This is a genomic window from Mesorhizobium sp. M1273, from assembly GCF_040318195.1.
Classification (GTDB): Bacteria; Pseudomonadota; Alphaproteobacteria; order Rhizobiales; family Rhizobiaceae; genus Mesorhizobium.
In genome coordinates this window covers 1-11,692 of record NZ_JAMYLV010000042.1, presented here as the reverse complement: position 1 = coordinate 11,692, position 11,692 = coordinate 1, and the positions used below count along the sequence as shown (strand labels likewise).

Genomic DNA, 11,692 nt, shown 5'->3' with positions numbered 1-11,692 from the left:
AAAAATTTCACCGCGCCCTTGATGAGTCAGTCTCGCACCCACTCGAAGCTATGCACGGTATCTGCCTCGATCGTTCTACAAATCTCGACTTCACCGTTAACAAAGGTGCAAGGCGCTAGAGCGCTCGATTTGCCTCCCTCGCTCGTACCACCCTCAGCGGGGACCGCTTGATGAAATCGCTGATGGCCTCGGGTCCAAGCGGCTTTCCCAGGAAGTTGCCTTGCAGGCAATCGCAATTCTCCTTGATCAGCCACCGTGCCTGTGCCGACGTCTCCACCCCCTCGGCAGTGACATTTATTCCCAGGCCGTGCGCCAGATTCATGATCGATCGCACGATCGTTTGGCTTTTGAGATCGGTCTCCAAGTCCGCAATAAAGTACTGATCGATCTTCAAAGTATCGAAGGGGAAATTCTTAAGGTAACTTAATGATGAATAGTATGTCCCAAAATCGTCGAGCGAAATTCGTATTCCCAAGACGTTCAGAGTATTTAAGGTGTCGATATTATCGATCGTCTTCTCAAGAAGAACCTGCTCGGTTATCTCGAGTTCAAGTCGGTCAGCCCGGATTCCAACTGAGTCGATGATTTGAGCAACCGTATCCGTTAGCGAACCGCTAAGGAACTGAGCCGGCGACACGTTCACTGCGACCGTCAGCGAGGAAGGCCACGTCAATGCCTGGCGACAGGCTTCCTCGAGCACCCATCGTCCAATCTCGTCCATCAGACCGTCCGCCTCGGCGATCGGTATGAACACGCTGGGTGGAATGATTCCGACCTCGGGGTGCCGCCACCGCAGTAACGCTTCGAATCCGATCACCGACGCGGGAGGTCGAATGAGCGGCTGATACTCAAGATAAAGCTCGCCGCGCTCCAGCGCGGTTCGAAGGCTGCGCCTCAGATTCTCGCGTTGCTCGAGCAAGAGCAGCATCGAACGGTTGAACGTTCGAGCGCAACCGCGTCCATCCGTCTTGGCTGCGTAAAGAGCAATGTCGGCGGCTTTCATCAACTGCTCGCCGTCGGTCCCGTGCTCCGGCCCGAAAGCAATTCCGATACTCGAGCCGACGAAGACGGGAATGCCGTTGATGACAAACGGTTCCTTGAACGCATCGACAAGCGATCCAGCGAGGCGCTCGGCTTCCGCGGGCTGATCCTTTCCCAATTGGATGACAGCGAACTCATCGCCGGCATACCGATACGCAGATTCGCCGTCCTGCAGCGCATCGCGGATTCGACCTGCCGCGAGTTGAAGAAGCGTATCGCCTGCTCCATGACCGAGCGTGTCGTTGACCGCTTTAAAATCGTCGAGGTCGATTTGCAGCAGGGCGGCTTTCGGCTTTGGTCCGCCGATGGCCGCCAGTGCTTGCTGCAGCCGTTCACCGAATCGCCGCCGATTCTGCAGTCCGGTCAGCACGTCGTGCGTTGCCTGATGGAGCAGAACTACATGCTCCTGCTCTTCCGCCGCGCTCCGCCCGCCGCGTTCCCTTGATTCGATGATTCCCACACCATTTGCAGTGGGGAAGACGAAAACGGACCGGGGCGCTTCGCCTGATGATGACGGCAAGTCGATGCTTGCCGGAGAGCCGCCCTGGAACACACGAAGGAAATCGTCGCGATACCTCGCATTGAGAAAGCTCGGGTAGATCTCCCATACGGCGGCGCCCAGCGCCACCGCGCCTCCGTACACGCCCTTGAGCCTGGTTGCGTAGTGCGTCAGGCGGAAGTCGCGGTCATAGATTGACAAAAGTTCGGTCGTGTTCGCCAAAAGGTCAGCGAGTATCCCATCGCCGGCACGTGGAGCATCGCTCGAGGAAGGCCCCTCACTCTCCGTGCCGACGCCTGATGCCTGTGGGCGCAAGAGCCACCTCCATAGGCGGTGCAAATTCGCGCCCCCAATCTAGGAATAGCATAACTGTCAACCTTAGCAAACTTTCCACTCGCAGTCTTAACAAGTGCCGCATGCAGCGCAGTTGCAATGTATGCTCCGTCGTGACTGGCGACAAATTATCGGGTAACGTCGAACAGTCACAGTTCGTTAATAAATCGCGAATTGGCGGGAATCAGCTATGTGATTGATGGCGCGGTGGACGCGACACGAAGATATTGTGCGGCGTGGTCTTCCCCGCCCCGGCAAGCCTGTTTTGGGCCCGCCCCATCAGCATCGCCGATCCTGTACTCAGCTTCCGAGCGCTTTGAGCCAACCTTCAAAGGAAGAGGCTTTCTCCTGTCCGGCAAGCGAAACAGAGTTGGCGGGGCGCGGCAACACCACAGTGCTGCGGCCTTCGCGGGGGCTGTAACCGAATTCCTTGCTGAATGCCCGGCTGAAATTAGCCGCTGAACTAAACCCGAAGGCTTCAGCAATTTCAACAATGCGCCGGCTGTCCGCCGGATCGCTTAGCGCAACATGGGCTGCCAGAAGGCGGCGACTTTGTATGTAATGGAGAACACCACCGCTTGGTTCGAACAACTGATAGAGACGAGAGCGCGAGACGCCGAGCGCCCGGCACATCGAATCCGGTGTCAAATGAGCCGCATCCAGATTGTGGTGGACGTATCGACGCGCTCGCTCCATTAGCGCGACACCCGTCAATTGTTCGACGGCCGCAGCCTGTTCCGCCGGAGGCCCGAGGCAGGCAATAATCATGCTGCGTGTTGCGTGCACGATGCGGGGCAGATCGTCAGCCGTGAGGCTGCGCAGTCTTGCTTCTATGCCATTGACGTAGTCGAGCAAGAGGTTGGCAAAGTTGCCGGACAGAATTGAATTGTTCTTGGCGTCCAGGGTTGCCGCCGCATCGGCGAACAAATCGCGCGGCAAATAGAGAAAGAGACTTTCGGAGTCCGTTGTCCTCCCGCGAAACGGGTAGCCAAGCGATCTGATCTCCAATTTGCCCGGCTGGTTCTCCGCTACGCGGCGATCGACCTCCGTCCACGACCGGCCAGTACGTGGAAAGGCGATATACCAGTGATCGATCGAGCTGGACCGAAGCTTCGCGGCAGAACGCATATAACTATGTGCCGGTGCGCGCTGTTGAACGATCAGCATGCCACCGAGATTCCAAGCCGTGTGGTCCGCGGGAAAGCCATCGTTCAGCGATTTGTCATCCGGCAACCTGACCTCTATCAGCGGCGCCATATGCGCCTGCCAAGCGGCTAATTGATCCTTTGGCGCTAGTTCGAGCGTTGAAAAGGACAGAGGTTCAGACACCGACGCGAGCGACGAAGCGTCCTCATTGTGGGACTGACCTTCGCGTGGCCAACGACGCCGATCGAGGTCCCGCGGCTGCCTCGCAGGGGCCTCGTCTCTCCTCTTAGTGTCCATCGCGTGGTGCCATATCCGAATCGGCTATGCCCCATGCCCCTCTCAATCATGTGATGTACTTCAGGATCTGGCAAGGCTGGTGAACTCGAGTCGACTGAAACGGCGATCAAGCTGGTTTACGGAAGAAATGCATTCCGAGATAAGTTTCTGGATGGGAAGCTAACGACACTCTTCAACTTGGTACGTATAGAATCGGTCGTCGTGAAATTAGTTGAGGAGTCCACCGAAATGACCGCAAAGCTCGACAGCGAAGCTCGTCGCAGGACAATTCTTGATCAATACAGTAAATTTGGTTGCATGCGAACTCCGAAAGAGGCGGCGGAATTCCGGCAAGGATTTCATGTCCCAGAACAAAGCTGGACGTCTAGAGCTCGCGAGTGCGCGCTGATTTTAGGATTATTGAAAGTACCAGTCAGCGAGTCACCTCATTTCAACAAACGCCCCAGCGGTTCATCAGCAAAAAGAGGCCCGCCGCAACCACGGGCAGCGGGCCCTGAAAGGTTCGCACAGATGCTGCGTCCGCGTTTCGCTCGCACCTGCCTCAGCCATATTGATCTGGCCATTTGTGAAAGCGTGTTTGATCAGGTTTGCGCAGATGATCTCATCGACCCTTTAAGCCGGGACGCCGAGGCCTTAGCGGTGGCAATTGTCGCAGTCTTCCGAAACATTACTACCAACGAGCGCGAACTGCTGGAGGACGTTAGGTCTTTTCGTCCCTCAAAGGGCTCAGAGACGGCCCACTAGCTTGGCGGCGTTGGGAGGCGAATTGTTAGCCCTACTTTGGCATAGCCGGATTCGCATCTGTATTGGCCATTGACGCCCGCCAAAGTGTAGCCACAGCGCTTGTGAAGGGGATGGAAATGGGTTTAGCCCAAGACTTGTCTGATGTTGCCCTCACATTCGATTGTCCGGATTGCTCGCATCCGGCGGTAAGGAAGGGCTCTGCGCTAAGAACGATCGCGCACTTCAGATGCAACGGGTGCAACGCCAAGGTGCGGATCACTTATCCGCAGAAGGTAGCGATCTTTGAAAAGCACAAATTAGCCGCCCAAGGGGCAGTGCGATAAACCCCCAACGCTGCGGGCGTGATACCTCTTGGCATGTCCTTGGGCGGTGGCCCGGCATGTTCCCGGAAGCGCTTCCACAGCCGCTCCCGCATCTCGCCCGGCCAGAGCATGCGGCTTGAGCAAGCCGGCGCCATCAAGGTCTTCTCCGACGTCAATTCCGGCAGGAGCATGGACCGGCCGGGCTTGGCCGAGCTACTAGATTATGCCCGCGCTGGCGACACCCTGGCCGTCGTGCGGCTCGACCGGCTCGGACGCTCGCTGGCGGAGCTGCTGGAAACGGTGAAGATGCTGCGGGGGCGACAGATCGACCTTCTCAGCCTTGAGGAGAAGATCGATACGTCCTCGGCGCCGGCGAGTTGATCTTCCACGTGTTCGGCGCCATCGCTCATTTCGAACGACGGCTGATCTCGGAATGCACGAAAGACGGGGTGGCTGCTGCACGGGCGAAAGGGAAACGACCTGGGCGACAACCGCTCGACCTGAATCAAGCTGATCAAGGCCGAGGTATCGCCGGCTGAAGCTGCGCGGCAATTGGGTCTCGGCCGATCGACCGTTTATCGGGAAATGAGACGACTGGGCATCAGTCGGCCAGCGTAGCGAGCATTTCCAACGCTTGCAAACTCTCGCGCTGGGGAAACTTCAAGGGCAAATAGTGACCGAAGTCGACCTTCGCCGTCTCGGTCTTTATGGCTTCATAACTGCTCATTCTGGCCATTCGCATTGCCGGCCGCAACATCGAGCGGGCGCGACAGCAGTGGGTCCCTATGGCGCATGGACCATAGCTACCGGTGGCGAAACCATCTTCCTTCCCTACCTGTCGGGTGGAGTTCCGTCAACGGGAGTGCGAGTCCTTAATAAATCGTTGACGCAATGGCACCTACGGTGCTGCCAGACCTTGCTCAGATGTCACGGACTACCGGGATGATGTCAGTCATCAACATGATCGAAAGCGCAGCGGTAGTCATTCTCGCCGTGCTTTTCCTCGCCTTTCTGGGTGACCGTCTCGAGCGTTCCTTCTGGGCAAAGAGCATCGTCTTCGGGATCGTGTTCGGCGCGACCGGACTGATCAGCATGGCATCGCCGGTCGAATTCGCCCCCGGGTATTTTGCTGATGGGCGCAACGTCGTGATGGCGTTCTCTGGTGATTGCAAGGGCTGGGCGCGTCGACAATTTGCCTCAGGCGGCGTTTGTCCTATCGTCGGATACCATACTCTCGTTGATTGACTCAGTTCGCGATGGAGCAGAACGCAAAACTGCACGGCGAAGGCCCGCGAGTGCATTGCTTGCACAGCTAAAGCCGCTCGATGCAAGCGTTGTGAAGATGCGTCTTGAGCCTCGGTCTCAAGAGGAGACTGTTGGCGGACGCGGACGTGTATTTTAGTCGTCGTTCATGTCGCGCTATTTGATGAGCTCCCAGTGCATCTTTGACGTGATCAAGAGGCGTAACCTCACCGCTGAACTTTGGTTAGAATCCGCAGACTCGCGCGGCATCTATGCAGACGATATCTGCATCAGTGCAGTGACGCCCATGACCATCAGATGGCAACTTGAACAAGCGCTCACGGCGGCACGGGCAAAGCCGAAGCCGCCGTGCATCCCGTGCCGGTGATCAGAGACTTCATCGACCAGGCAAGCAGGCTGTTCGAAGATTTCGCGCGCGATGACCGGATCATTGCGATGGACCATCGGATCGCCGCACGCTGGGGGGATTTGCTTGACATGAGGATCACATATTGACACCCCGACGGTCGGCCATTCGATGTGCCTAGCGCGACAAAGGTTGAGATCGCAACAGCGTTGGTTGGGAGGGGAGATTTCCCATTTGTCTACGTGGACTACCATCAGGATGGGCACGCAGAATTCCCGGGGCTCACGGTAGAAAATCCTGAAGACTTTGTTCGCAAGTGAAATGGCGCAGTCCGCTCCCAATAGATTTCAGATCTTGGCACTGAGCGGTGGGGGCTACCGAGGGCTCTTCGGCGCCGAGTTTCTCGCCGCATGCGAGTCAAAGTTCAACGTTCGGTGCAATAACCGCTTCGACATCATTTCTGGAACCTCTATCGGCGCGCTTCTTGCTGCCGGCCTTTCAGCATCCGTTCCAGCGACGACATTGGCGGCAATAATGAAAGACTACGGACCGTCGGTCTTCGCTCGTGGTATCGCCACTGGGGTCAAACGGCTTGTGGTCGCGGCACTCTATAGTCCGGTTCCAATCCTTGAGGCTATTCGTAAGACGCTCGGCAAGCCCGTTGCCGAAACGCTACTCAGCGACTACGAACCTCCGCTCATCATCACGGCCATCAACTACTCCACAGGCGAAACGAGTATCTTCCGTTCCAAAGGCATTGCGGGGAAAGCGGCCAGCGCAGTGAGCATCGAAGATGCCATACTCGCAAGCGCGGCGGCGCCGACTTTTTTTCCGACGAAGAAGATTGGCCCTAGCGAGTACATTGACGGTGGTCTCGTAGCGAACGCACCAGATATCATCGCACTTCTCGACGCTTTGAACTTCTGTCACGTGCGGATGGAGGAGGTCTACCAGCTTTCGATCGGCACCGCGTCACGTCGGCAAGGTTCCGCAGTGCATGATAAATCTCGAGCTCCCGGATCTTTTTCATGGATAGCGCGCCGTGGCCTTATCCAAACAATAATGGCAGCCCAAGAACATTTGGTGCTGTCTCAGATGAGCAGCCTCCTTCGAAATCGATTTCTACGCATTGACGAAGAACCTGCGCAAAACCAGGTCGAAGCCATCAAATCACTGGATCTTGCATCTCCGGCAGCAACAGAAACGCTTCAGCTATTGGCGTCACATCGATCGATCGCAGTAACGGCATAGGAACTGAAGCCGAATATTCGCTCCGTAACTTATGCCAGTCGCGCCAACTTCGGCCTGAATCGCTTTTCCAGGGCGAAGGCTGTCATCAGAAGGCTTTCATCAAGAGAATACAGAAATGCACCAGGTGCCCGGCGACCCAGCGCTCATCGGGTGAGCGTGACGCGAACAGAACCTTGTCCGTATTTCCTGTCCATCTAGAGCCCCACCGATCCACTGCGGCGCCCCGATTGCTTCCGCGCTCCTATTTGCTGCAGGCCGGCTCGCCCGGATGCCCGCAGGACGGCTTCTTGCCTGGCGGCTGCTTCGGCAGTCGTCGCTCTTGCATCTGGGGCTTGGGCTGGACATGGAATTCCGGCTTCGGCTGGGCATGAAACTCCGGCTTCTGCGGCAGGCCTCGCTCTTGCATTTGGGGCTTTGGCGGCGCGTGAAACTCAGACTTCTGCGGCTTGGAGAAAACCTGCAGGTTCGACTTTTCCTGCAGCTTGAGCTGGCGCTGCGGATCCTCGTTCGGCTTGTTGACTTTGAAGTTCCGCTGGACGTTGACTTCCGCGCCGGCGGAACCTCCACCGCCGTTCTGCGGCTTGCGAAACTTCCTGTTCCCGTCGCCCGGCGCCAGATCACTCGGTCCGACAACGGCCTGGCCTGCGGACAGGTCCTTGCGCGTCAGCTTTTTCGGCTTGCCGCCACCCTGGTCGGAAAAGTCAGGTGGATTGTTCTCCTTGAATTTTTCCTGCGCGCTCTGGCCCAGCCGGGCTGGCGCACCGTTGACGGTCGGCAGCTTGCGAAACTTCTTGTTCCCGTTGCCCGGCGCCAGATCACTCGGTCCGACAACGGCCTGGCCTGCAGACAGATCCGTGCGGGTCAGCTTCTTCGGCTTGCCGCCACCCTGGTCGGAGAGGACAGCTGGGTTGTTCTTCTTGAACTTTTCCTGCGCGCTCAGGCTCTGCCCGGCCGGTGCACCGTTGACGGTCGGCAGCTTGCGGAACTTGCCGTTCTTGCCCAGCCCATTGCCGGCTCCGTTCTGCTGACCATTCCCCTGTCCGGTAACGCCAGCGCCGGCATTTCCCGTAGACTGCTGGCTGCCACCCAAGATCCCTCGCTCGCTAAGCAGCTTCTTGGACCTGTTGTTGGGTAAATTCTGCCCGTTGAGCACCGGCGGTTTGCCGTTGACGAGCGGCAGCGCCCTGCCATTCGCTCCCGGCAAAGCATGATCCATTGAGAGCGTCTTCGATAGCGGCTTTGCGCCTCCAGGCTGCTTGCCTTGCGCAGCCCCCTGGCCGAGCTTGCCCAGGGCGGCAGGGTTCCGGTTGGAGAGTGCAGCCTTCTTCTGCAGCAGCGGCGGCAGCGCCACTTTTGCCGTTAGCGCGGCCGCTCCTAGACCCTCGGCAGCGCCTAGCTTTTGGGCGGTAGTAAGGCCGCCCGGCGCGTTACCATTGGCCTGCCCAGCCTCACCGTTGATCTCGTTGTTGATCGTCCTGTTGTTGATGATGGTGGTGTTGTGGATGTTGTTGAAGACGATGTTATCGCGCGGTGGCACAATGTTGCGCGGCGGGTTGACCCATACCGGCACCGGCACGAAGACGGGCACCGGCAACACGAAAATATCGACTGCCGGCCGTGGTGGCGCCAACACAATGAAGTCCGGCGGAGGCGGCGGCAGGAAGATCACTGCGACAGGCGGCGGCGGCTCGAAATGGAAATCGGGATCGCCGAAATAGAGTACGGGCCGATCGACATAGATGATTTCCTCCTCCTCCGGTGGCGGCACATCGTAGGCGTAGACGGTGAAATCCTCCGGCGGCTCCAGCGCTGCATCGAAATGCTCCAGCCGCCGGCGGGCATCCCAGGCGTGCGGACCGTGCGGATAGCGATTGAGGTACGACCAGTAGGCTTCCGGCGTATCCTGGAGCCAGGTTTCGCGCCAAGTGATCGCTTCGCGCCGCGCAGCGATGATGGCACGCACGCGCTTGGCCATTGGATCGTGTGGGAAAGCGCCGACGAAATCCTCGTAACCGCGGAGCGTGTCGTGGTCGAGGGCCGCAACATAGGCGTCGTGGGCGTCGAAGTCGCGGATCTCCCTGGTCCGGTTGGCCCGAGACTCAGCCTCCGAGACCTTGGGCGCGGGCGCATCCGGAGCGCGGTCGAAGAAGACGAAGGGCGCCGTGATCTTTGAGGCGTTCCACGGAACTTCCGCGCCCTGGGTCACCCCGTTGACGCGAAGGCGCGTGCGATCGAAAACATCGTCAAGCGGCAGACCGCCTTCGCGCATCATCTCGGCCAGCGCCTGGGCGTAGGCGCCGTACGGTCCCTTGCCCTCTGGCGCGACGGTTCCCGGAGCGGCATTGAATGCGATAAGCATGTTCGGATCGGGATCGACCAGCGCGAGGCCGCCGGCCAGCGGCTGTTTCATCTGCGGGAATGCATTCGGCCGCGCCGCATCTAGCACGACGATGTTGACCTTGGTCGGCAGTCCGGCCAGCGACTTCGAGACATCTGAGAGCCGCATTCCCTGAAGCGGGACGTCGGTTGGATTGGCGATCTGGGCATCGATTGGCAAGAAATAGTTCTCGCCTTCAAACTGCACGCCACGGCCGGCGAGATAGACGAAGACGACCGCATCGGAACCGGCGGCGGAAACCTTGCCGAGGAAATCGCGCAGCGCGCCACGCAGCGATTCCTGGTCGACATCGCGGGCGCCGACCACATCGAACCCCGCCGCCTGCAAGGTCTGTGCGATCAGGCCGGCATCATTGGCCGGCGTCACGAGCGTGCCCGAAGGATAGGCGGCATTGCCGATGACGAAAGCGAGGCGTTTTTCACCCTGGGCGTGAGCCCCCGTCGCCGAAGCGGCCACGAAAACGACGAGGAGGAAGAGGCAGAGGAATTTCTGGAGCGTCAGCATGACAATCCGCCATCCGTACAAACAATAACGCTGCAGAGACAGAAATCTTCCGCAGACGTTGCAAAACAGAATCTCGCGCCGCTTTGCGGCACAATTTCGTCTAAAAAAAGCGGTTCAGATCGGCGGTATCCAGCAATTGAAAGCGAGACTTCTATCTCGCCGTGCATGAAACAGTCAAAATGGAACTATGAAGGTTCATGGGATTCGGCTCAAGCGTCATAAGACCGCGCGAGCGCGCCACGTGGCGTTGTCAGTCGGCGCTCCGGGACTGGATACCTAAAGCGCGATGAATGCCCGCCCTCGCGTTCTAGACCTCACATGGTCGTTCACGGAAAAGAGCGGGAAGCAGCTGGCAGGCCTTCGGATCGCACCTACTCCGCGCGCGCCCATTGGTGCGACCGCCAGCACATTGGAAACTGCCGCCAGGCAAGCGAGCCGCTGGCGACGCGCAACGATTCTCTGGGCCCGAGTCTCGATCGGTCGGCCGCTACCAGCCATAGCTGAAAGTAGCGCCACCACTGCCATTGCCGTTCTGCGCGACATTGGCGTCGGTGTTTCGGCCGAACTGGAAGATACCGTAGGCGTTCTCATTGCCGTTCTGCTGCAGCGTGGCGGAATGGCCATTGCCCTCCTGCTGGATGATGCCCAGATTGCCGCGACCGTTTTGTCCGATGCCAGCTGCGTTTCGCTGTCCGGACTGACGAATGCTGGCACCATGCAGGCCGCGATACAACGAATAGAAGCGCAGTCCAGTCGCCAGAGCGCGGGCGTCGCGGGCGTTGCCGGGGGCAAATGTCGCCGAAACCCAGCCGCCCGCGTAAGCCGGTGCGGACAACGCCGCCTGGCCGATGCTGCCGGCAACGAGAACGGCGGCAAGAGTTTTGAACATATTGCGGGTCATCTTTGGTCTCCATTTTCCGGCTGCCCAGCCTATGGCCAACCTTCTCATTTGGTGGCTGAACCCTCCCGGAATCCTTCGTTCAGCTGTCGTTCAGTCATTTTTTCTCCCGGCCTGACGCACATAGAAAAAGGGCGCCGATTGCCGACGCCCTTTTCGTAAATCTGGCGATGCGATCAGGTCGCGCCGCCGAGCCGCTCGGCACAGCTGATGCTCTTGCCATCGACCGTGAGCTCGAGCCTAGCATCATAGACGGCGCCCTTCGCGTCAAGGGTGACGGCGCCGAGCGTAGCTGGCTTGCCGGGCGCTGCGCTGAAGGCGCCGTCCTGCTCGATATTGGTGCCGCCGGTTCGACCGGTGCTTTCGACATGGAAGGAGTAGGTGCCGCTCACGCTTTTGTCGGCATAGGCGAGCGCCTCCAACGAGACCATGTCGACTTCCGGCGTAGCGCGGATCTCGCAGCGCACCGGCCCGAGGGACTGATCGGCGGTGGCCATGGCCGCCAGCGCGCCGGCCGGGATCAGAACCAGGGCGAGCGCCGCCATGACGCGGCGGGGATGCTTCACGATGTGTGGCATGGTTCGTCTCCTTGGCTTGGCTAGCGGCGGCCCCGGGAAATTTTCCCCGCCCCCCGGCCGGTGGCCGGTTTTTTGGGCCGGCCGGGCCCGTG

11 protein-coding genes and 1 pseudogene are annotated in these 11,692 nt (G+C 59.1%); 5 read left to right on the top strand and 7 right to left on the bottom strand.

Annotated elements, in window-relative coordinates; translation table 11 throughout:
* Nucleotides 1–115: 115 nt before the first annotated feature.
* Together NKH30_RS28905 and NKH30_RS28900 are read right to left on the bottom strand one after the other, a co-directional pair.
* Nucleotides 116–1,762, bottom strand: coding sequence for a putative bifunctional diguanylate cyclase/phosphodiesterase (locus tag NKH30_RS28905; RefSeq protein ID WP_352997661.1), 1,647 nt, complete (start codon nt 1,760–1,762; stop codon nt 116–118).
* Between the two features lie 411 nt (nt 1,763–2,173).
* Nucleotides 2,174–3,316: a helix-turn-helix domain-containing protein gene (locus NKH30_RS28900; RefSeq protein WP_502904338.1), complete on the bottom strand. Its 1,143-nt coding sequence runs from the start codon at nt 3,314–3,316 to the stop codon at nt 2,174–2,176.
* 228 nt (nt 3,317–3,544) lie between these two features.
* Between NKH30_RS28900 and NKH30_RS28895 the strand changes: the two genes are divergently transcribed.
* The 3 genes and pseudogenes from NKH30_RS28895 (at nt 3,545) to NKH30_RS33270 (ending at nt 4,980) form a co-directional block, all read left to right on the top strand.
* A complete protein-coding gene (locus NKH30_RS28895; RefSeq protein WP_352816283.1) occupies nt 3,545–4,060 on the top strand; it encodes a hypothetical protein in 516 nt (171 codons plus the stop codon).
* Between the two features lie 356 nt (nt 4,061–4,416).
* Nucleotides 4,417–4,901: pseudogene (locus NKH30_RS28890) on the top strand (recombinase family protein).
* On the top strand, nt 4,867–4,980 hold the full coding sequence (locus NKH30_RS33270; RefSeq protein WP_502906675.1) for a helix-turn-helix domain-containing protein: 114 nt from the start codon (nt 4,867–4,869) through the stop codon (nt 4,978–4,980). Before NKH30_RS28890 ends, NKH30_RS33270 begins: the two are co-directional and overlap by 35 nt.
* Here NKH30_RS33270 and NKH30_RS28885 read toward each other — a convergent pair.
* Nucleotides 4,964–5,089: a hypothetical protein gene (locus NKH30_RS28885; RefSeq protein WP_352997671.1), complete on the bottom strand. Its 126-nt coding sequence runs from the start codon at nt 5,087–5,089 to the stop codon at nt 4,964–4,966. The genes NKH30_RS33270 and NKH30_RS28885 overlap by 17 nt on opposite strands.
* 215 nt (nt 5,090–5,304) lie before the next feature.
* Between NKH30_RS28885 and NKH30_RS28880 the strand changes: the two genes are divergently transcribed.
* Complete coding sequence (locus NKH30_RS28880) at nt 5,305–5,607, top strand: LytS/YhcK type 5TM receptor domain-containing protein (protein WP_352542265.1); 303 nt, start codon at nt 5,305–5,307, stop codon at nt 5,605–5,607.
* A gap of 267 nt (nt 5,608–5,874) precedes the next feature.
* Here NKH30_RS28880 and NKH30_RS28875 read toward each other — a convergent pair whose 3' ends face one another.
* A complete protein-coding gene (locus NKH30_RS28875; protein ID WP_352997660.1) occupies nt 5,875–6,069 on the bottom strand; it encodes a hypothetical protein in 195 nt (64 codons plus the stop codon).
* Nucleotides 6,070–6,325: 256 nt separating this feature from the next.
* Here NKH30_RS28875 and NKH30_RS28870 point away from each other — a divergent pair, with 256 nt between their 5' ends.
* On the top strand, nt 6,326–7,222 hold the full coding sequence (locus NKH30_RS28870; protein ID WP_352997659.1) for a CBASS cGAMP-activated phospholipase: 897 nt from the start codon (nt 6,326–6,328) through the stop codon (nt 7,220–7,222).
* Nucleotides 7,223–7,463: 241 nt separating this feature from the next.
* Here the strand turns inward: NKH30_RS28870 and NKH30_RS28865 are convergent, their stop codons facing one another.
* The 3 genes from NKH30_RS28865 to csgH all read right to left on the bottom strand — a co-directional run bounded on the left by NKH30_RS28865 (nt 7,464) and on the right by csgH (nt 11,600).
* Nucleotides 7,464–10,124, bottom strand: a complete 2,661-nt coding sequence (locus NKH30_RS28865; RefSeq protein ID WP_352997658.1) for a caspase family protein — start codon at nt 10,122–10,124, stop codon at nt 7,464–7,466.
* A gap of 487 nt (nt 10,125–10,611) precedes the next feature.
* Nucleotides 10,612–11,025 carry a curlin gene (locus NKH30_RS28860; RefSeq protein WP_352542268.1) on the bottom strand — a complete coding sequence of 138 codons (414 nt, stop codon included), beginning with the start codon at nt 11,023–11,025 and terminating at the stop codon, nt 10,612–10,614.
* Nucleotides 11,026–11,198: 173 nt separating this feature from the next.
* Nucleotides 11,199–11,600 carry a curli-like amyloid fiber formation chaperone CsgH gene (gene csgH, locus NKH30_RS28855; RefSeq protein WP_352997657.1) on the bottom strand — a complete coding sequence of 134 codons (402 nt, stop codon included), beginning with the start codon at nt 11,598–11,600 and terminating at the stop codon, nt 11,199–11,201.
* Between the last annotated feature and the right edge of the window lie 92 nt (nt 11,601–11,692).

Bases quoted from the DNA above. Each gene is read 5' to 3' on its own strand.
- NKH30_RS28900 (WP_502904338.1), bottom strand. From the start codon at position 3,316: ATGGACACTAAGAGGAGAGACGAGGCCCCTGCGAGGCAGCCGCGGGAC.
- NKH30_RS28895 (WP_352816283.1), top strand. From the start codon at position 3,545: ATGACCGCAAAGCTCGACAGCGAAGCTCGTCGCAGGACAATTCTTGAT.
- NKH30_RS28885 (WP_352997671.1), bottom strand. From the start codon at position 5,089: ATGAGCAGTTATGAAGCCATAAAGACCGAGACGGCGAAGGTCGACTTC.
- NKH30_RS28880 (WP_352542265.1), top strand. From the start codon at position 5,305: ATGATGTCAGTCATCAACATGATCGAAAGCGCAGCGGTAGTCATTCTC.
- NKH30_RS28875 (WP_352997660.1), bottom strand. From the start codon at position 6,069: ATGGTCCATCGCAATGATCCGGTCATCGCGCGCGAAATCTTCGAACAG.
- NKH30_RS28865 (WP_352997658.1), bottom strand. From the start codon at position 10,124: ATGCTGACGCTCCAGAAATTCCTCTGCCTCTTCCTCCTCGTCGTTTTC.
- NKH30_RS28860 (WP_352542268.1), bottom strand. From the start codon at position 11,025: ATGACCCGCAATATGTTCAAAACTCTTGCCGCCGTTCTCGTTGCCGGC.
- csgH (WP_352997657.1), bottom strand. From the start codon at position 11,600: ATGCCACACATCGTGAAGCATCCCCGCCGCGTCATGGCGGCGCTCGCC.